Origin of the sequence: Paraburkholderia sp. BL23I1N1 (genome assembly GCF_003610295.1) — a bacterium.
Classification (GTDB): Bacteria; Pseudomonadota; Gammaproteobacteria; order Burkholderiales; family Burkholderiaceae; genus Paraburkholderia.
Window position 1 is genome coordinate 3,926,054 of sequence record NZ_RAPV01000001.1, and the last position, 18,030, is coordinate 3,944,083.

Below are 18,030 nucleotides of genomic sequence, written 5' to 3' on the forward strand. Positions count from 1 at the left end.
GGGGTGTTAAGGAAAATTCATCTATGCAACTGCGCGCCGGCCTATCCGAATTGACGGCTTTCATCGCCGTTGCTGAACATCGAAGCTTTCGCTCGGCGGCGCGAACGCTGGGTGTTTCGCCACCCGCACTCAGCCATGCGGTGCGAAATCTCGAAGAGAGTCTCAATGTGCGCTTGTTCAACCGGACCACCCGTTCGGTGGCGTTGACTGAGGCGGGTGAGCATCTTCTGCGGCGAGTGGGCCCCGCGCTTGCCGATCTGGAGGACGGCATCAACGAGGTTGCGTCGGTAGGCAGCCGGCCGTCTGGATCGATCAGGATCAGCGCGGCAGAGGCCGGCGCCCGGCCGTTGATCCTTCATGTTCTCCCAGCTTTTCTGGCCGCCTATCCGGACATCCATGTCGAGATCGTTGTCGACACGCGGCTCGTGGATATCGTGGCCGACGGCTTTGACGCCGGAATCCGGATTGTTGAAGACGTGCCGCGCGACATGATCGCCGTGAAGTTCGGGCCCAACTTGCGATTCGCCGCGGTTGCGTCTCCCGAGTATCTGTCTCGGCACCCAGCCCCCACAATGCCTCCGGACCTGGCGAGGCATCGCTGCATCCGGTTCAGGTTCAGCAGCGGCGCGTTGTACCGTTGGGAACTCGAAACTCACGGCAGTAGCGCCAGTATCGACGTCGCCGGGCCGATGACGCTTGGCAACACGAACCTGATGGTCGATGCCGCGTTGGCCGGAATCGGCATTGCCTGGGTCCCGGATTATCACGTTGTGGACCACTTAGCGTCGGGGCGGCTGGTCCGTCTGCTACCGGAGTGGTGTCCTTCCCTGCCTGGATTGTGTCTCTACTACCCGGCCAACCGGCACCCTCCGGCGGCGCTTCGGCTGTTTTCGCAGGCAGTGCGCGATTGGGCGAATGCCGGCGTGTCCTAAGCGGTCTTTTTAGCCGGCCGGTGATCGAGAGGCCTGGCATGTTTTGCCGCAGGCTGTGGAGCGCCGCGTTTTGATCGGCCCAAGGGTTCCTGCTGTTGCGACAGGAGGCGATTGGCCAGCTCCACGCCGTCGACACAATTGCCCGCAGTCCACGCTTCGCTCAACGTTGTGCGAAGCGTGCGTAGCGTTTTTTGCTGCGTACGCAGGGCGGTCATGAGCTGCTCGATCTCGTCGAGCCGCGTATCGAGGTTATGCAGCAATTCCTCTTTCGAACAATCGTTGTCAGTCGCGAGGGCGTCACGCAGTTTGTCGAGCGGGAAGCCCAGATTCTGCGCCAACTGCACCATGCGCAACTGTCTGACGGCCGAGTCGGAGTAGACGCGATAACCGTTCGGGCTGCGCTCGGGTGCGGGTAGCAAGCCGCTCTGCTCATAAAAGCGGATAGCAGACGGCGCGAGGCCGGTTTTTTCCGCGAGTTCGCCGATTCTCATGACGCTTGACCTTCAAGTTGACTTGAATCTTAGTATAGCGGCATCGCTCAACTGACAAGCCGGCTTCGCCATGACTACATCGTTATTTACACCCGTGCAATTGCCCAACGGCAGCGTGCTGCCCAACCGTCTAGCGAAGGCGGCGATGGAAGAAAATCTTGCCGACGCGGGGCAACTGCCTGGCGAGACCATCCATCGCCTGTACCGCTCGTGGGCCGAAGGCGGCGCGGGCCTTATCGTCACGGGCAACGTGATGATCGACGGCCGGGCACTAACCGGGCCTGGCGGGATAGTGCTCGAGGCCAACACGCCCCTTGCGCCGTTCAAGCAATGGTCACACGCGGCACGCAGTGGTGGCGCTCAGGTGTGGATGCAGATCAATCATCCGGGTCGCCAGGTGATGGCGGCAATGGGCGGCAAAGCGTGGGCACCCTCGGCTATCCCGTTGGCACTCGGCAAACACAGCAAGCTGTTTGCGCAACCGAGCGCCATGAACGAGGACGAGATCAGCGAGACGATCGGCCGCTTTGCGGCGACGGCGCACGCTGCCGAACAGGCGGGGTTCACAGGCGTAGAAATTCACGCTGCCCATGGCTATTTGATCTCGCAGTTCCTTTCGCCGCTGACCAATCGCCGCGCCGACCGTTGGGGCGGCAGTCTTGCCAACCGTGCCCGCCTGTTGCTGGACGTGGTGCGCGCGGTACGCGCAAAGGTCTCACCGGGTTTTTGCGTGGCCGTGAAACTGAACTCCGCTGACTTTCAACGTGGTGGCTTTTCGGAAGAAGACGCCCGGCAGGTCGTGCTGTGGCTGAATGACCTGTCGGTAGACCTGGTCGAGCTCTCTGGGGGCAGCTATGAAAGCCCCGCGATGCAGGGCGACACCGCCGACGGGCGCACCCTCGCGCGCGAAGCCTATTTCCTCGAATTCGCCAAGGATCTGGCCGGCGTCGCCACGATGCCTGTCATGACCACCGGCGGCATTCGGCGCAGTGCTGTGGCCGAGCAGGTGCTGAACAGTGGTGTTGCAGTCGTAGGCATGGCCACGGCGCTCGCCGTGGTGCCCGATCTGCCGGCGCGCTGGCGGGCGGGGGCGGATCTCGGTGCGCAGATTCAGCCGATTGAATGGCGCGACCGGGCACTCGCGGGGCTCGCCCGCATGGCGGTCGTCAAACGCTATTTGCGTGCGCTCGGCGCAGGACGTACGGCACCTGCCCAGTATTCTGCGGTCCTGACATTAATCATCGATCAACTGCGCACGCGCCGGCTGACGCGGCGTTATAAGCAATGGAAGCAGGACTACGCCTGAAGCGTCAATTGCGTGCGGGCTTCCGTCGGCGCGAGGGTTCTTGCGATTGAATGCCGGGTTGAATGTCCATGGCGGCGAGGAGATGCTCGCGGCCTTCGTCAAGAATTTCATCCGCTAGCGCCATGTCAACGTCTACAACAGCGCGTGAAAGCAGCAGCGTACCGACCAACTGGCTGAACAAAGCGATCGCCTTCTTGCGGCTGACTTCGCTGCTCCCCTCGGTCTCCTCGAAGACCTTGGTGAACCGTTCGAGAACCGCTGCGACACCCTCTGCGTAGGAACCGCGCGCCACTTCGCCGAGCCGGCGGGCGTCGCCTACAAAACCCGACAACGGGCAACCCGCATCGATATCCTCACGATGTTCGGGGGACAGGTACCACTGAATGTGTCGCTTGACCGGGTCGGCGTTGGCTGACCGGGCATTCTCGATTTTAGAGTCAAACGCCTCTCCACCTTCTTCCATCGCCTTTTCCATCACGGCGGCGACCAGCGCGTCTTTCGATCTGAAGTGGTTGTAAAAACCGCCTTGCGTAAAGCCCGCCGCCTTCATCAGCTCGGCGAGCCCGACCGCATCGACGCCGCGCTCGCGAAACAGCTTCTCGGCGGCTGCCACGATCGCGAACCGGTTTTCAGCCGCCTGCTGTCTGGAAACACCCACTTCTCCCCCTTCGGTCGATAGCAACCCAATTAGACCCATCGAAAAATACAATGTCGATCACCATTGACATCGATGGGGCGGACGCCCACAATCCATCTCAATGACAATGTTATTCACCATTGTCGTAAGTATAGCCTTCTTTGCCTGAACGTCCAGGTAGCAGGGGCACAACCGCTACCTGACGCCTGAACGCGTCGTCAACTCAAGCTGCAAAAAGGATCTCAACATGACGAAGACAACTCCTGAACAGAACAAGGCGCTCGTGCTTGAAGCGTTCGACACCCTGTTCAACAAGCGCGATTACGTTGCCGCGGAGCGCTTCTGGTCCGATCGCTACATTCAGCACAGCGCCCATATCCCGCCGGGACGCGACGGGCTGTTCAACCTGGTTCGCGCGCTGCCTGACGCCGCACGCTATGAGAACCAGCTGATCGTGGCCGACAGCGACTATGTCATCGCACATGGCCGCTTCTCCGGGATCGGCAAGCCCGCTGCGTGGATTGCAGCCGACGTGGTTCGCTTCGAAGACGGCAAGCTCGCCGAGCACTGGGACGTCCTTCAGGATGAAGCGACGAGGGCTGAATCCGCGAGCGGCCTGCCGATGTTCGGCGACCGGTTCCCTGCCTGACTACGCCAATCCCATCAACAGACACGTCAATTTCAAATTTAAGTTCAACTTATCTTTCAACAGGAAAGCGATCATGAAACTCACTGGAAACACGATCTTCATCACGGGTGGCGGTTCGGGCATTGGCCGCGGGTTAGCCGAAGCGCTTCACAAGCGCGGCAACAAGGTCATCATCAGCGGTCGCCGGCGCAGCCATCTTGACGAAGTGGTGGCGGCGAATCCCGGTATGGCTGCAATCGAGCTCGACATTACCGACCCGGCCAGCATCGAGCGTGTTGCGGCGCAACTGATCGCGGACTATCCCGATCTCAATGTACTGATCAACAACGCAGGGATCATGCAGCCTGACCAGGCGGGCGGCCATATCGACGACGCGCTGTTGGTGTCGACCATCACGACCAACCTCATGGGCCCGATCCGCATGACGTCGGCGCTGATCGATCATCTCAAGACCCGAAACGACGCTGTCATCGCTTATACAAGTTCGGTGCTGGCTTTCGTTCCGCTGGCTGTGACGGCGGTGTATTCGTCGACCAAGGCGGCGCTGCATTCGTACGTTCTCTCGCAACGCTTCATGCTGCAAAACACGAAGGTTCGGGTCCTTGAGATCGCACCGCCGTGGGTGCGCACGGACCTCATGAACAGCCGCGAGGCCGAACAGGCGATGCCGCTTGAGCCCTTCATCGAAGAAACGATGGCTGTCCTTGGAACAGATGTGGATGAGGTACTGGTTGAAGGTGCGAAGCAGTTCCGCGGGAATCCGGGACCGGGTGAGCACGCTTTCGTGAATGGCTTGAATGCGCAGATGCTGGAGGTGTTCGGGGGTTGAATGAGTGCCCGCGGGATGCGTGACGCGGGCAAGCTTTGAGTGGGGCAAGGCGTTCGTGCTGGAAGCGTGGTCGCTTCTCTAATGAGAGGCGACTACGTGACCTGCGGGTCTCAGACCTCAGACCTGGCCGATACCCCCATCGGCCATCAGATCCGCGCCCGTCACATATGAACTCTGGTCGGACGCCAGGAAGAGCGCCGCGCTGGCCATCTCTTCAGCCCGAGCGAGTCGGCCGAGCGGGACCATGCTCTGGTACATGTTCACCAGATGCTCGCGTGTCGCCGACTGAGCGTCGAGAATCGGGGTGTCGGTGACGCCAGGGCTTAGCAGATTGACGCGAATGCCGCGATCCTTGAATTCCGCAGCCCAGGTGCGCGCATAAGAACGCAAGGCCGCTTTGGTCGCCGCGTAAGCGGTGTGGCCAGGAATGCCCATGAGGTGCATGGCCGACGAGACCAGAACGATCGATCCACGCCCCGTCATCAGCGGCAGCAGCTTCTGCACCAGGAAGACGGGCCCGCGGGCCATGAGGTTGAACGCCTTGTCGAAATGCTCGGGCGTGAGGGTGTCGATCGAAGCCTGCTCCGTAAATCCCGCGTTCGACACGACGATGTCGACGACACCCTTTTCGTTCTTGACGGCCGCGGCGACACGGTCGAGGTCATCGAGGTTCGCGGCGTCAGCTCGGATAGCGGTGACGTTGCGGCCGATCAGTTCGGCGGCCTCGTCGAGCTGTGCCTGCCGACGGCCGAAGATAAAGACGTGAGCGCCTTCTGCGACGAACCGCTGGGCGATGGCTAAACCGATACCGGTTGTTCCGCCGCTAATGACGGCAATCTTGCCTGTGAGAGTGGACATTGGGACCTTCTGCCTGTTCGTGAATGACAGGTAGAGGGTAATTGCGGTTGCCGACAATGATAATCCGCAGATTTCTCATAAGATCTATTCTTAAACAGAATGGGTCAAACGAGAGGAACGCAATGGATCGGTTTCACGAACTAGACGCCTTCATCGCCGTCGTTGAAGCGGGCGGATTTTCCGCGGCGGCGCGTAGAACCGGCGAGTCACAGTCCGCGATCAGTAAGGCCGTCGGCGCGCTGGAAAAACGCCTCGGCGTGGCGCTATTTAACCGAAGCACGCGCAGCGTGACCCTGACGGATCAGGGGCAGCGATACTACGATCGGACAAAGCCGCTTGTCGACGAGATGGATGAGGCCGACAGCGAACTGACAAGCAGCACGCTTAATGTCTCGGGTCTGATCAGGATCGCCGTAGCGTCTACTTTCGGCCGCCTTCATGTTCTTCCACTCATACCCGAGCTGTTGTCACTCAATCCCGGCCTTCAGGTCGATCTTGTTCTTTCGGACTTCGTACGAGATATGGTGGAGGATCGAATTGATCTGGCGATTCGGGTGGGCACCGTCAACGATCTTGACTCGGTCGTCAAGCGCGTGGCGAGCACGCCCCTGGTATGCGTCGGATCCCGTCGCTACTTCGAGCAATACGGAATACCCAGGACCCCCGCCGAACTCGTCGATCACAATTGCCTTTTGTATGGCGGCCTGACGGAGTCGGCGAATTGGCCGTTTGTCGGACCGGAGGGCCGATTCAGCGTGTCCGTTCGTGGAAATCTTTCGTCCAACAGTGTCGAAACGATCCGGACTGGTGTTCTGGCCGGCGTTGGAATTGGCCTGTTTGCCAAGGTCTCGCTTGCCGATGAACTCCGGCATCCGGACGTGATCACGATTCTCGACGAATTTATAAGCGACGCCAGAGACGTCAGCCTCGTCTGGCCAAAACGCCGGTTTGTACCGGCACGCGTGCGCCGCGCGACTGACTTTTTTGCCAAAGCCCTTCCACAACATATTTAGGTAAACGGAATCAATCGGCGCACCGAGCGATATCTTTAACCGATTTAGGCAGTGGCAACGGCCGTTTCTTGAGCTTCGCTTACAGCATGGTATTCGCGAGTGGTCTCACCGTGCCCGTAAGCGCTTCAACAACGCCGCCAACACAGGAGAAACCTGCTTGCGCGACGGGTAGTAGAGGAAGAAGCCGGCGAAGGGAGGGCACCAGTCCTCCAATACCCGGGCGAGACGCCCCGTTCCGATATGGGGCGCCGCCTCATGCTCCAACACATACGCGACGCCGAGACCATCGATCGCGGCGCCAATCATCAGATCCGGCTCATTGAATGTCAGCGGCCCCGACAGCGCCATCTTCAATTTTCGACCGTCGCTTTCAAATTCCCATGAATAAAGGCTGCCTGCCGTTTCCATCCGGTAATTGATGCAACGGTGATGCTGAAGATCGTCCGGCGTACTGGGAGCGCTATGTCGCGACAAATATTCCGGCGAGGCGACCACGGCCATTCTGAGGGCCGGCCCGACCGGCAACGCCACCATATCCTGTTCGAGCTTCTCGCCGAGCCGGACGCCGGCGTCGAAACGCCCGGAAACAAGATCCCTGAACGCATAGTCGATGATGACTTCGACGGTTGCGTCCGGATAGGTGGTGCAGAAGTCGGTCAGCACCGGACGGATAACCGCCTCATATCCTTGTCGTGTGGCGGTGATGCGCAGGGTGCCTGAAATGCGATCGCGGATTCGACTGAGGTCGCCCAGGGCGCCGTCGATCGCATCCAATGCCGGTTCGAGCGTCAACAGGAGCGCTTGCCCTTCAGCGGTGGGCGCAACGCTGCGGCTTGTTCGTCGAAGTAGTGGATAGCCGAGGCGACTTTCCAGTCGCTTGATCGTATAGCTCAGCATCGAATTGGATACGTTCAATTCGGCGGCGGCGCGGGAAAAGCTGCGCATGCGCGCGACGGCGGCGAAGGCCGAGAGGTCATCCAGAACTCCACGCGAGATCGTTTTATCTGATTGCATGACTCATACGAATTATCCATGATGATTGTATGAATCCTCGCATCTATCCTTTCTGGAGGCAAGACACCGGGCCGAAGGCGGTGTCGATAATCTGGAATGAAACGGAGGAAGGATGATTGACGATAACTCTGTATGGCTGATTACCGGAAGCTCTTCCGGTCTGGGTCGAGCGCTTGCCGAAAAGGTGCTTGAACATGGCTATCGCGCCGTTGTCACAGCTCGCAAGCCCGACGCGGTACGCGACCTTGTTGAGCATTACGGCGACCGGGCAATCGCCGTCGGCCTCGACGTTACCCAGTCCGGGCAGATTCGCGCTGCGGTGAAGGCCGCGTATGAAAGCTTCGGTCAGATCGACGTACTCGTGAACAATGCCGGCTATGGCTATATCGGGGCCATCGAAGAGGGCGAGGACGCCGAGATTCGCGCGCAATTCGATACCAACGTCCATGGGGTCATCGCGTTAATGCAGGCAGTGCTACCGGGGATGCGACGCCGTGGTAAAGGGCATATTGTCAACGTGAGCTCGATCGGCGGACTCACCACGTTTCCGAACGTCGGCTATTACCATGCGAGCAAGTATGCCCTTGAAGGGCTTTCCGAGACCCTCGCGAACGAGATGGCGCCGTTCGGCATCGGCGTGACGGTAGTTGAACCCGGCGCGTTCAGGACTGATTTTCGCGGCCGTTCCATGCGGCAGTCGAACATTCGCATTCCTGACTTTGCCGAGACATTGGGCAAACAACGCGATGCCCTGCTCGCCTCGCACGGAAAGCAGCACAACGATCCGGCGAAGGGCGCGCTTGCAATCATTGAAGCATCAAAGGCGAAGCAGCCACCCATGCATCTGCTGCTGGGCGCTGATGCGCTCGAGCTTGCGCGCAAACAACTTGCTGCCATGGCCAGGGATTTTGACGAGTGGGAGATGCTGACACGCAGTACCGCATTTGACGAAACGGTGTAGCTGCCCATCGGGGATCGCGTAGGCGCACGGTTTTTCGCTCAGAAGTGGCCGTCAGTTGCTTCGCTCGCCTTGCTTGGAGAGGGGACACCTTCCCCGGTTTTGAACAGGACTGAAGACGCCGGGTGCACGGACTCAAGCCGAGACGAGCAGCGCTATACTTTGCCGACGTCCGCCAACATGTCTCATCGCTCCCCGTTCAATGACCGAGAATGTCCAGTTCCAGCAAGTGTCCGAGATACCCGGCCTGGTGCTGAGTACCGCGCGCTTCGCGGATTTCGGTTTCGACCGCCATTTCCACCTTGATTTACACGTCGGGTTGATGACGGACGGGGTTCAGCGCCAGAGGGTCAACGGAAAGACGGTACTGCACGGACCCGGGTCCATCGTACTGATGCCGCCGGGCGAGATTCACGATGGAATCACGCCGGATGGCAGCCAATCCACGCTCAAGACATTTCGCCTTTCGCAGGATCTCGTCGCAAGCGTGGCGGAGGAGATCAGCGGCTTTCATCGCGAGCCCGAATTCGCAGGCGCCTTGCTGGAAGACCCGTTGCTCGCCGGCCGTCTTCTGCGCCTGCACGATGCGATGCGGCGTAGCAACGCCGCGAGCAGTCTTGAGATGCAGACGGAATGGCTCACGTTGCTGGAATGCCTGTTGAGCCAATCGCGCGCGGTCGTGCCTGAAACGGTCCAAGGCTCGCTTTCGCGCATTCAATGGAAACGCGTCAGAGACTACTGCTTCGACCATCTCGGCGACAAGATCACGCTGGACGAACTGGCCGGGTTGTGCGCACTCAACAGGTTCCAGTTCCTCAAACAGTTCAAGCAAAGCGTCGGGATGACGCCCCACGCATGGCTGCTCCGTCTTCGTCTCGAGCGGGCTTGTGCGCTGTTGTCGCGAAGCGCGCAGGCGATCGCAATGGTCGCTCAGGAAGTCGGGTTCTACGATCAAAGCCACTTCAACCGCGCTTTCCGGCAGGCATATGGCGTCGCGCCGTCGTGCTACAGGGCGTAAGCGACGCAGTTAGCGGCAGAGCACCAGCTTCAGCGCCACCTCGCGCCGTGGCTTGACGACTGATCAATTTTTTACAAGTGCGACGATCTCACTCGACGTAGGATGCGCCGATTCGGGGGAATGTCTCCACCCGCCGAGTTGAGGATACGAAAGTGAACAATAGTGATCGGTCATACGGTGCCAGGGCGCCGGCTTTGGGTTTTACGAGCGATAACATTGCCGGCGCGTCGCCAGAGATCGTTGAAGCCATGGTGGCGAGCAGCGTCGGGCAAGCGAGCCCGTACGGAGCAGATGACCTTACTGCCCGTGTGGAACTCAAACTGAACGAAATCTTCGAGCGCGAAGTCGACGTGTTTCTCGTGCCGACAGGCACCGCCGCCAACGCCTTGTGCCTGAGCGCAATGACGCCGCATTGGGGCAACATCTTTTGCCATCCGGCGAGCCATATCAACAACGACGAATGCGGCGCCCCCGCGTTCTACACGAATGGCGCGAAGCTGGTCGCCGTGGATGGGCCGTCTGCCAAGATCGATCCCGCAAGTCTTCGCAGCGCGGCTCGCGTGAAGGTGGGCGACGTCCATTCGACACAGCCGTCGTGCGCGAGCATCACGCAGGCGACGGAAGAAGGGGGCGTGTACACACTGGACGAGATCGAAACGATCGGGGATATCTGCAAGGCGTCCTCCATCAAACTTCATATGGATGGCTCACGATTCGCCAACGCGCTGGTGTCTCTGGGCTGTTCACCTGCCGAGATGACATGGAAGGCCGGGGTCCACGCCTTGTCGTTCGGCGCGACCAAGAATGGTGCGTTCGCAGCGGAAGCGATCGTGCTGTTCGATGCATCCCTCGCACCCGAGATGGGCTACCGCCGCAAGCGTGCGGGCCATCTGTTCTCGAAGATGCGCTTTCTTTCGGCTCAGATCGACGCGTACTTGACCGACGATCTCTGGTTGCGCAACGCACGCCAGGCCAATGACACCGCGCAGCGCTTGACCCAGGGACTCGCGGGGTTGAACGGCGTCGAAGTACTCGGCGCGACTCGGGCCAACATCGTCTTTTGTCGATTGCCTTCTGCGGTAATCGAATCACTACATCAGGCGGGATCCAAGTTTTATCACGATCGTTGGGACGCAAACGTCGTGCGCTTCGTGACCGCGTTCTCTACTACGTTTGAGGATGTCGACAACCTGCTGGCGCATGTGACGCGTGCCGTTGTTGCCCGCTAACCGGACGGTCGATAACAACCGTCATTCATGCGTGGCCTTGAGCCGTTGGCTCCCTGGCCTTAGCGTTCGTCGGCCGCCTGTTCCTCGCGCGCATATTGCGTAGGCGGCCGGCCGACATGCCGTGTGAAGGCGACGCTGAAGGTGCTGGCGGAGCTGTAGCCGACGCGCTGCGCAATCTCGGCGACACGGCCTTCGTTTCGCCGCAGCAGGTCCTTCGCGAGTGCCATGCGCCAGGTCAGCAGATATTCCATCGGCGCAACGCCGACCGCGCGGCTGAAGCGCTCGAAAAAGGTCGAGCGCGAGAGCGCGGCTTCCTTGGCGAGTTCAGCAACCGTCCACGTGCGCGTCGGGTGTTCGTGCATCCCGCGGATCGCGGCCGCGAGGCGGATGTCGGCGAGCCCGCGCACCAGGCCCGGCGACGCGTTCGTTTCTGCCGTGGACCGCAACGCCTCGATGAGCAGGACTTCCAGCAGTCGCGAGAGCACGACCTCGCGCGCGGGGCGCTGCTCGCGCGACTCCTCTCGCACCAGTTGCACGAGCGTGGCCAGCCGCTGTTCACCGCGGACATGCACGAGTTGCGGCAGCAGCGAAACCAGCAAGGACGCATCCGGTGATGCGAAGCTGCAGTGGCCCGCCATCATCCGCGAGTCGATCGGCTTGCCCGGAGCGCCGATTCTGAATTCACCATTGCCCAGCGCAACGGGCGCCAGCGTCTCGACGCCCGGCGGTGGCGTTTCGAGGCTGGACATCGCGACGCCGTAAGCCGCCGGAATCAGGACGAAGTCACCCGACAGGAGCTCGATGGGCTCGTGTCCGTCGATCGCGATTCGGCACCCACCTTCGAGGATCACGCAATAGAACGGCTGGCCGGCATCCGAGCGGCTAATGCGCCAGGGACTGGCGCAAAGGACGAGTTTGGAGAACCGGGCGCCCGGCTGTAGCAGCGTCACGACTTCGGCTAATGGATCGATCATCGCCGGACTCCTGCAAATGAAATTCGGATGATTGATTGTAGCAAGTACGGTCTCAGGGATCTATCGTATGGACACACCCAACCCACACCACAGGATTTCCCATGAAAACCGTGCTGATCACCGGTTGCTCCTCCGGATTCGGCCTTGAGACCGCGCGCTACTTTTTGGCTCGCGACTGGCAGGTCATCGCCACGATGCGTACACCGCGCGCCGACGTGCTGCCGCCTTCAGAGCGCCTGCGCGTGCTGGCGCTTGATGTCACCAACCCGGAGAGCATTCGCCAGGCTGTCGAGGTCGCAGGCCCGATCGACGTCCTCGTCAACAACGCGGGCTTCGGCGCGGCTGCCCCTGCCGAACTCGTCCCGATCGCGACGGTGCGCGATGTCTTCGAGACCAACACCATTGGCACGATCGCAGTGACGCAAGCGGTGCTGCCCCAGTTTCGGCAGCGCAGGGCCGGCGTCGTCGTGAACGTCACGTCGAGCGTGACGCTGAAGGCACTGCCGCTGATCGCCGCGTACCGCGCGAGCAAGGCGGCGGTGAACGCATTCACCGAGTCGATGGCGCTGGAACTCGAGCAGTTCGGCGTGCGGGTGCGTCTGGTGCTGCCGGGCCGTGCGCCTGATACGCGTTTCGGAGAGAACGCGCGCGCCCATATTCACGGCTTCGACCACGAGGCGTATGCCGATCTCGTCAAGAGCGTTGTTGCGATGATGGGGGATACGTCTGCCCCGATCACGCGGGCACAGGATGTCGCCGAAGCCGTGTGGCGCGCGGCAACCGATCCGTCATCCCCGATGCGCATCCCGGCCGGCGCCGACGCCGAAGCATGGGCGGCCGAGGTTAGCTGACCCGGCGGCGCCACCACCCTGAACTTCTGCGCGCTACTTCGCAATACGACAAGGAGCTTGCCATGCAAGACAAACCCATTGCCCTGGTTACCGGGGCCAATCAAGGAATCGGTCTTCAGATCGCGAAGGATCTCGCGGCACACGGTTTCACTGTGCTGGTCGGGGCGCGCAATCTCGAACGCGGAGAGGCAGCGGCCAGGGAGGTAGGGCCGAACGCCCATGCGCTCCAGCTCGACGTGACGGATCAGGCTTCGATCAAAGCTGCGGCGGGGCGCGTTAGTAACGAGTTTGGCCGCCTCGACGTGCTCATGCAGAACGCAGCCATTTCGAATACGAAAAAGCGGCCCGGGCAGTCCGTCGAGGAGTACGCGAAGACGACCCGCGCGAGCAACGTGTCTCTCGAAGAAATGCGCGCGGTGTGGGACACCAACGTGTTCGGCGTTCTCGCCGTTTACCAGGCGATGCTGCCAATCCTGCGCGAGACGCCGGGTGCCCGCATCGTCATCGTGTCGAGCGGTGTTGGGTCCCTAACGATGAACTCGGACCCCGCCTTTGCCTACCGCGGGATCTTTGGCCCGGTCTACCCAGCGTCCAAGACGGCGCTCAACGCTTTGATGGTCGCCATGGCGATCGAACTGGAGCCGGAGGGGATCAAGGTCAACGCCGTCTCCCCGGGCTTCACCAGGACGAACCTCAATGGATATGCGGGCACGCAGACCGTCGAGGAGGGCGCTCGCGAAGCGGTGCGCGTTGCGCTGCTGGGCCCGGACGGCCCCACAGGAACGTTCACGCGCTGGGAAAACGAAACGATCCCGTGGTGATCGTGGTGATCGTGGTGATGCAGTCTCGAACGCGTGATCGAAGGGATCGAAGGATTGGGCCCGGACTCACGCTATGACAGTGGGCCGGGTTGCTTGCGGCATTTACTGCACCACGCAATCTACGTCATGGGACGTCGAGCTGGAATTCTGCGACGCCGGCGCATTCTTACTGATCGACAGCGGCATCGTTACCGGCACGCCCTGTGTCGGCGGTATCACTATTGGCGGTGCATTCAAGTTGGCTACATAGCCGAAATCACCGGACTGAAATACGTGTTGGCCGGCCGGATTGCTGAGCACGACGGCGCCCTGCGACACGTCGACATACAGACCATTCTGCGGCGTTCTCCCGCTCGTGGTCGGTACGCCGCCGCAATCGTTCTGGCAGAACAGCGCACCGAAGTTGGTGCCGCGTACGCCGATGGTGCCCGTTGGCGTCTCAAAGCTGACGGCATCATGGTTGCGCTTTCCGATCAGGCCGGTTACGGAGCGCAGGCCGCCGGCGACCAGCCGGATGGCGACATTGTCCTTCTCCGGGTGATCCACGTCGTACACGTAACTTTTAACAACGACCTGCGAAGACGGGCGCACTACCATCTCGCCGTTATCGACAAATTTCACCCGGGTGTACGTGTTCGCTTCGGTAACCAACGTGTCGCCCTGCAATATCGATGAGTTGATCGCCAGCACCGCAGCGCCGCCGTCGGCATGTTTCACTGTCAGCACGCCGGACAGGTGCGTCACCGTGCCCACAGCCTGCGCGTAGGCGCTGCTGCCGCAGCCCAACATGACCAGCAGAAAGAGGAGTTGCCGCGCGAGCCGGAACATCGTGCGGTCATGCCAATGGGGTGTGTTGGTGACTCGTTTCATGGTCGAGATATCAGCTGCAATACAGTTTGACGGCGGGTTTTTTGACGCTTGGGCTTGAACTTGTCGTCATGTCGGTGCCGCCGAACGTGCCCGGCTCACCTCCCACTGTCGTGGGTTCCGTGGACGATGAACTGTTGGTGACGGCTGGCAGTGTCGTCGTCGTGACAGTCGTGGTGACGGCCGATGTGGACGTCACAGCCTGAACGACGGCATTCGATACTGGCGTTACCGCTTTCGTAACCGCGGACGCTACCGCTTGCGAAGAATCAGAAGTCGTGGGAGTCGTGGAGCTCACCGGTGTGACAGGCGTCACAGGCAGCACCACAACCGCCACTGGCACGACCGTACCGTGAGCGTCCGTAATGCTGACGCCAGCCGCATACGTCACGGCACCATTGACGGCTGTGAGTGTGACCAATCCCGGTGCCGATGTCGCGACGTTCCCATTGACCGACAGGTTGTTGCCGGCGAACGAGTTGATGTTCCCCCCAGCGGACGTAAGCACACCGTTGAGGGTGAGATTGTCGGTCGAAGCACCGGTATTGGCGACCGACAGATCGATGCCGCCGGTCGCATTGACACCGGCCGCGCCGACGGTCATCGCGCCCGTGTTGCTTACGCTGACCTTGCCGCCCGCGTTGGCGATGCGGTTGACGTTCACCGCGTTGGTGTCGGAAGTGTCGAGCCGATTGACGATCGCGATGTCGCCGGTGGTGACATTGCTCGCGGAAATTCCGGCGATCTGATTGCCTGTAAGGGTGAGGGTCGTGCCATTGGCTGACGACGTGCTCAATTGCTGCGTGACGTGCAGTGGCGAATCCTCCTGGGATATCGCGCCGCTTGCCGCGGTCAGCGTCAGGTTGCGCGCGGTGATATCGCCCACCGTCAGGTCGCCGGTGCTTTGCGTCACCGACATATCGCCACTGGTCGAGATCGTGCCGCCGTTTTGCGAAAAGCTGTCGGTGATATTGAGCTGGGAACCGCTGCCAGTGCCGACGACGCTTCCCCCGTTGGTCAATGACAGCGAACTCAGGTTGGCGACGCCGGTATAACCCAGAACGCCGCCGCCGACAGCAACGCTTCCGCTGCCGTTGAGGTTGGTCACATTGAGCGTGCCGCCAGACATGTACAGATTGGAGCCCGCGCCGAACGTGATGCTATTGACCGTATCGACACCGTCGTAGAAGCCATGCGCGAGGCGTCCGCCCGCAGCCACGACGACATTGTCGATGGCCGTCGGGAAGTACCCGGTAGACCAGAAATAGGTATTGCCCCAGATACTTTCGGCGGTGCCCGTATAAGTGATGGTTTCCGATCCTGCCATGGCAAGCGACAAGCCCGGCCCCGAGGGGTTGTAAGCCGGCTTGATCATCTGCAGGGCGCCGTTGTTGTCGATCACGTTGCCGAGAACATGACGGAATACACCGGGTGCGGTGCTACTGACGGGGCCCGAAAGTACAGCGAAAGTTGTCCTCAACGTCGGGACATAACCACCCAGCAAATTTGTTTGCAGCGTCCCACCCAGCGAAAGAGACGGCGCGGAATAGTTCAGCGTGTCGTAGCTGCTCGCGCTGGCGACGTCGATCAGCAGCGTGCCGGTGGAACTCTGACTATAGCCACCGTTGATCGACAGCGAACCTATCGCGCCGTCGCCGCCAGGAGAGATCGTGCCGTTGTTGAGCAGCACACCATTGCCGGACGCCACCGAAATCGTGCCGTTGCCGGACAGATATCCCCCTGTGTCGTTGGTGAACGAACTGAAACTCAGGGTGGCGTTGTCCAGCGCGAGGTTGCCGGTATTCGTGAATACTTCGCCGGCAAGAGAAGTGCCCGATGTCATCGACAGGTTGCCCTGGTTGCTGACATTGCTGACCGTTCCCGTTACGTTGGCAAACGTGGCCGCTCCGGTATTGACGAACGAACCGGCGTTCATGCTGGAATGGCTCAGCGACAACGTCCCGCCGTTGGTCAATGTGCCGATGCTGAGGTTGGCGGAAGCATTGGCGTTCAGTGTGCCTCCGGCAAGAAGCGTCAGGTTGCCGGTGGACACGCTGCCGCCGTGGCTGAGATCGAACGAGCCGCCGCTCCCCAGGATCATATTGCCGTTGCCGGACGCGCTGGAGCCGTCGCTGACGGTCAGCGCTCCCCCGTTGAGGCCGAGGGTGGCGTTGCTGACAGTCACCGTGTGCGTGCCGCTTTCGATGCCGTTCGCGTTGGTGTTGAGGTTCAGCGCGAGCGTGTTCGAGGTGCTGGTGACGCCGGCGTTGATGTTGATGTTGCCGTCGGCGTTCAGGGTTAGCGATGCCGCCGAGCCGCTGGTTTTGTTGATGGCGGCGCTAACGGTGATGTCGCCGCCGGTGGTTGCGCCATCGGCGCCGGTCGCGAGGACGACACTGGCGCCGCTGTTGAGCACGCCCGAGACGGTGCCGGCACTGATGGTGGAGCCCGAACCCGTCGAGGTGATCACGTTGCCCGAATTGCTCGCGTTACTGGAGCCTCCCGCCACCACGTCGAGTGAATACGGGTCGATGAACCACTTGCCGCCCGTGCCGACCGTTGGCAGCTTCACCACGTCCAGCGACTGCTTGCCCGAAGTCTCGACATAGCCGCCTGGTCCCGCATAGCCGGTGGCCGAGATAGTGCCGTCGAGATACGCAAGCTTGTCCGAAACCAGCGTGACGTTGCCGCCCTGAGCCGCACCGTCGGCGGTAATGTTCGAGCCCGCCGTGGTGGTCAGGTTTTGCGAGGCGCGCAGGAAAACCCGCCCGCCTTGATTCACCACGCTGCTGGCGTTGATGGCGCCGCTGTTGTTGATCAGGCCCGCAGCAGCGCCGATGCTGCCCGCTTCCGCTGCGATGTTGCCGAGGTTGGTCACGCTGCCGTTGCTGCCGGTCACGTTGACCGTCACACCCGGTGTGCCGGTGTCGACGAGTTGCACGGTCTGTCCGGCTGCCAGCAGCACCTCGCCGTTCGGGCTGGTGATCACACCGCTGTTCTTCACGTCGGCACCGATCAGGTAGACGCTGCCACCGTTGGCCGTCCTGATGACACCTTGATTCTCGACACGGCCCGCAACCTCGCGGGTATTGAACGTCAGGCGCCCCGCCAGAAAGTCGCTGTCGCTGATGTTGAGCGTGCTGGCGATGAACCGCGACACGTCGATCACGCCGGACGGGCCGACCAGAATTCCGTTCTGATTGATCAGCGCGACCGTGCCGTTCGACTTGAGCAGGCCGTAGATCTGGGAAGGGTCCGAGCCGGTCACTCTCGCCAGGAACGACGATGCTGCCCCCGGCTGGTTGACGTTGACTACCGCGTTGGCGCCGATGCTGAACGTACCGAAGCTCGCAATCGCCGAACCGCTGCGTTGGTTGATGTTGAGCGTATTGCCGTTTTGCGTGATCGTGGCGGCGCCGACCGTTACCGTGCCGCCTGTCGGCAGTGTGTTGGCCGCGGGCGCTGCCGCCATGGACGGGATATGCCACGTCACGAGCATGGCCGCAACAGCCATCGCCGACATGCGCAACGGCGAGACGGTCTTTGGGCGCAAGGAACGCGGCCTGTTCGATTGATCTCGACT

Annotated in this window: 17 protein-coding genes; 10 read left to right on the forward strand and 7 right to left on the reverse strand. The window is 61.2% G+C overall.

Features of this window, described 5'->3' with window-relative positions; all coding sequences use genetic code 11:
* The first annotated feature begins 23 nt into the window (after positions 1-23).
* Entirely contained in the window at positions 24-932 is a 909-nt protein-coding gene (locus tag B0G76_RS18305) for a LysR family transcriptional regulator (RefSeq protein ID WP_120293840.1), read from the forward strand.
* Here the strand turns inward: B0G76_RS18305 and B0G76_RS18310 are convergent.
* A complete protein-coding gene (locus tag B0G76_RS18310) occupies positions 929-1,423 on the reverse strand; it encodes a MerR family transcriptional regulator (RefSeq protein ID WP_120293841.1) in 495 nt (164 codons plus the stop codon). The two genes, B0G76_RS18305 and B0G76_RS18310, sit on opposite strands and share 4 nt — an antisense overlap.
* 70 nt (positions 1,424-1,493) lie before the next feature.
* On the opposite strand from B0G76_RS18310, the gene B0G76_RS18315 reads away from it, so the two are divergent.
* The gene (locus tag B0G76_RS18315) at positions 1,494-2,729 is read left to right on the forward strand and encodes an NADH:flavin oxidoreductase/NADH oxidase family protein (protein ID WP_120293842.1); all 1,236 of its coding nucleotides are present in this window, start codon (positions 1,494-1,496) and stop codon (positions 2,727-2,729) included.
* A 4-nt stretch (positions 2,730-2,733) separates the two neighbouring features.
* Here B0G76_RS18315 and B0G76_RS18320 read toward each other — a convergent pair whose 3' ends face one another.
* The gene (locus B0G76_RS18320; RefSeq protein ID WP_120296513.1) at positions 2,734-3,387 is read right to left on the reverse strand and encodes a TetR/AcrR family transcriptional regulator; all 654 of its coding nucleotides are present in this window, start codon (positions 3,385-3,387) and stop codon (positions 2,734-2,736) included.
* A gap of 226 nt (positions 3,388-3,613) precedes the next feature.
* On the opposite strand from B0G76_RS18320, the gene B0G76_RS18325 reads away from it, so the two are divergent.
* Both B0G76_RS18325 and B0G76_RS18330 read left to right on the forward strand, forming a co-directional pair.
* A complete protein-coding gene (locus tag B0G76_RS18325; protein ID WP_120293843.1) occupies positions 3,614-4,015 on the forward strand; it encodes an ester cyclase in 402 nt (133 codons plus the stop codon).
* A 73-nt stretch (positions 4,016-4,088) separates the two neighbouring features.
* A complete protein-coding gene (locus tag B0G76_RS18330; RefSeq protein WP_120293844.1) occupies positions 4,089-4,844 on the forward strand; it encodes an SDR family oxidoreductase in 756 nt (251 codons plus the stop codon).
* A 117-nt stretch (positions 4,845-4,961) separates the two neighbouring features.
* On the opposite strand, the gene B0G76_RS18335 is transcribed toward B0G76_RS18330, so the two are convergent.
* The gene (locus B0G76_RS18335; protein ID WP_120293845.1) at positions 4,962-5,702 is read right to left on the reverse strand and encodes an SDR family NAD(P)-dependent oxidoreductase; all 741 of its coding nucleotides are present in this window, start codon (positions 5,700-5,702) and stop codon (positions 4,962-4,964) included.
* Between the two features lie 122 nt (positions 5,703-5,824).
* Between B0G76_RS18335 and B0G76_RS18340 the strand changes: the two genes are divergently transcribed.
* Complete coding sequence (locus B0G76_RS18340; protein WP_120296515.1) at positions 5,825-6,715, forward strand: LysR family transcriptional regulator; 891 nt, start codon at positions 5,825-5,827, stop codon at positions 6,713-6,715.
* Between the two features lie 105 nt (positions 6,716-6,820).
* Here B0G76_RS18340 and B0G76_RS18345 read toward each other — a convergent pair whose 3' ends face one another.
* Entirely contained in the window at positions 6,821-7,729 is a 909-nt protein-coding gene (locus B0G76_RS18345) for a LysR family transcriptional regulator (protein WP_120293846.1), read from the reverse strand.
* A 112-nt stretch (positions 7,730-7,841) separates the two neighbouring features.
* Here B0G76_RS18345 and B0G76_RS18350 point away from each other — a divergent pair, with 112 nt between their 5' ends.
* The 3 genes from B0G76_RS18350 to B0G76_RS18360 all read left to right on the forward strand — a co-directional run bounded on the left by B0G76_RS18350 (position 7,842) and on the right by B0G76_RS18360 (position 10,934).
* A complete protein-coding gene (locus B0G76_RS18350) occupies positions 7,842-8,690 on the forward strand; it encodes an oxidoreductase (RefSeq protein ID WP_120293847.1) in 849 nt (282 codons plus the stop codon).
* Positions 8,691-8,889: 199 nt separating this feature from the next.
* Positions 8,890-9,705, forward strand: coding sequence for an AraC family transcriptional regulator (locus B0G76_RS18355; RefSeq protein WP_120293848.1), 816 nt, complete (start codon positions 8,890-8,892; stop codon positions 9,703-9,705).
* A 152-nt stretch (positions 9,706-9,857) separates the two neighbouring features.
* Complete coding sequence (locus B0G76_RS18360) at positions 9,858-10,934, forward strand: low specificity L-threonine aldolase (protein WP_120293849.1); 1,077 nt, start codon at positions 9,858-9,860, stop codon at positions 10,932-10,934.
* A gap of 59 nt (positions 10,935-10,993) precedes the next feature.
* Here B0G76_RS18360 and B0G76_RS18365 read toward each other — a convergent pair whose 3' ends face one another.
* Positions 10,994-11,908 (reverse strand): AraC family transcriptional regulator, encoded by a 915-nt coding sequence (locus tag B0G76_RS18365; RefSeq protein ID WP_120293850.1) that lies wholly within the window; start codon positions 11,906-11,908, stop codon positions 10,994-10,996.
* A 101-nt stretch (positions 11,909-12,009) separates the two neighbouring features.
* On the opposite strand from B0G76_RS18365, the gene B0G76_RS18370 reads away from it, so the two are divergent.
* Positions 12,010-12,759 carry an SDR family oxidoreductase gene (locus tag B0G76_RS18370; protein WP_120293851.1) on the forward strand — a complete coding sequence of 250 codons (750 nt, stop codon included), beginning with the start codon at positions 12,010-12,012 and terminating at the stop codon, positions 12,757-12,759.
* Between the two features lie 62 nt (positions 12,760-12,821).
* Positions 12,822-13,580, forward strand: a complete 759-nt coding sequence (locus B0G76_RS18375) for an SDR family oxidoreductase (RefSeq protein ID WP_120293852.1) — start codon at positions 12,822-12,824, stop codon at positions 13,578-13,580.
* Positions 13,581-13,682: 102 nt separating this feature from the next.
* Here B0G76_RS18375 and B0G76_RS18380 read toward each other — a convergent pair whose 3' ends face one another.
* Together B0G76_RS18380 and B0G76_RS18385 are read right to left on the reverse strand one after the other, a co-directional pair.
* Positions 13,683-14,450, reverse strand: coding sequence for a FecR domain-containing protein (locus B0G76_RS18380; protein ID WP_120293853.1), 768 nt, complete (start codon positions 14,448-14,450; stop codon positions 13,683-13,685).
* Between the two features lie 10 nt (positions 14,451-14,460).
* Positions 14,461-18,000: a filamentous hemagglutinin N-terminal domain-containing protein gene (locus B0G76_RS18385; protein ID WP_183082082.1), complete on the reverse strand. Its 3,540-nt coding sequence runs from the start codon at positions 17,998-18,000 to the stop codon at positions 14,461-14,463.
* Positions 18,001-18,030: the final 30 nt, after the last annotated feature.

Coding starts and splice junctions, on each gene's coding strand:
- B0G76_RS18335 (WP_120293845.1), bottom strand. CDS start 5,702: ATGTCCACTCTCACAGGCAAGATTGCCGTCATTAGCGGCGGAACAACC.
- B0G76_RS18345 (WP_120293846.1), bottom strand. CDS start 7,729: ATGCAATCAGATAAAACGATCTCGCGTGGAGTTCTGGATGACCTCTCG.
- B0G76_RS18350 (WP_120293847.1), top strand. CDS start 7,842: ATGATTGACGATAACTCTGTATGGCTGATTACCGGAAGCTCTTCCGGT.
- B0G76_RS18315 (WP_120293842.1), top strand. CDS start 1,494: ATGACTACATCGTTATTTACACCCGTGCAATTGCCCAACGGCAGCGTG.
- B0G76_RS18340 (WP_120296515.1), top strand. CDS start 5,825: ATGGATCGGTTTCACGAACTAGACGCCTTCATCGCCGTCGTTGAAGCG.
- B0G76_RS18325 (WP_120293843.1), top strand. CDS start 3,614: ATGACGAAGACAACTCCTGAACAGAACAAGGCGCTCGTGCTTGAAGCG.
- B0G76_RS18370 (WP_120293851.1), top strand. CDS start 12,010: ATGAAAACCGTGCTGATCACCGGTTGCTCCTCCGGATTCGGCCTTGAG.
- B0G76_RS18310 (WP_120293841.1), bottom strand. CDS start 1,423: ATGAGAATCGGCGAACTCGCGGAAAAAACCGGCCTCGCGCCGTCTGCT.
- B0G76_RS18375 (WP_120293852.1), top strand. CDS start 12,822: ATGCAAGACAAACCCATTGCCCTGGTTACCGGGGCCAATCAAGGAATC.
- B0G76_RS18365 (WP_120293850.1), bottom strand. CDS start 11,908: ATGATCGATCCATTAGCCGAAGTCGTGACGCTGCTACAGCCGGGCGCC.
- B0G76_RS18330 (WP_120293844.1), top strand. CDS start 4,089: ATGAAACTCACTGGAAACACGATCTTCATCACGGGTGGCGGTTCGGGC.
- B0G76_RS18380 (WP_120293853.1), bottom strand. CDS start 14,450: ATGAAACGAGTCACCAACACACCCCATTGGCATGACCGCACGATGTTC.
- B0G76_RS18305 (WP_120293840.1), top strand. CDS start 24: ATGCAACTGCGCGCCGGCCTATCCGAATTGACGGCTTTCATCGCCGTT.
- B0G76_RS18355 (WP_120293848.1), top strand. CDS start 8,890: ATGACCGAGAATGTCCAGTTCCAGCAAGTGTCCGAGATACCCGGCCTG.